The organism is Corallococcus sp. AB018 (genome assembly GCF_003986945.1).
In the GTDB taxonomy this organism is placed as follows: domain Bacteria; phylum Myxococcota; class Myxococcia; order Myxococcales; family Myxococcaceae; genus Corallococcus; species Corallococcus exiguus.
In genome coordinates, this window is record NZ_RAWR01000625.1 from 1 (window position 1) to 384 (window position 384).

The 384-nt window shown below is 71.1% G+C and carries 1 protein-coding gene; it reads left to right on the plus strand.

Going from position 1 to position 384, the window contains the following annotated elements; genetic code table 11:
• On the plus strand, positions 1-384 hold a 384-nt coding region (locus tag D7Y11_RS43090; RefSeq protein WP_148139317.1), incomplete at both ends, for a TolC family protein.

The window sequence follows — 384 nt, forward strand, 5'->3', positions numbered from 1 at the left end:
CTCTCGTTCATGGGGCTGATCGGCATCGGCGGCACGAAGATCGGCGACCTCGGCAATCTCGACGATTTCGTCGCGCTCGGCGCGCCGCAGCTCAGTTGGAGCTTCCTCGACTTCGGGCGCAACAAGGCCAAGGTCGGGCAGGCCGAGGCGGTGCGCGACGAGGCGGAGGCGCGCTATCGCGGCACCGTCCTGACCGCGCTTCGCGATGCCGAGGACTCGCTGGCGCGCTTCCGCGAAAGCCGCATCGCGGTCGCCTCGCTGGCGCGCGTGCGCGACAAGGCGGCGCTGAGCGCACAGCTGGCGCAGGACCGCTATTCGGCGGGCACGGCGTCGAAGGTGGCGGCGATCGGCGCGCGCAACGACCTCAACCGGGCGGAGCAGGAT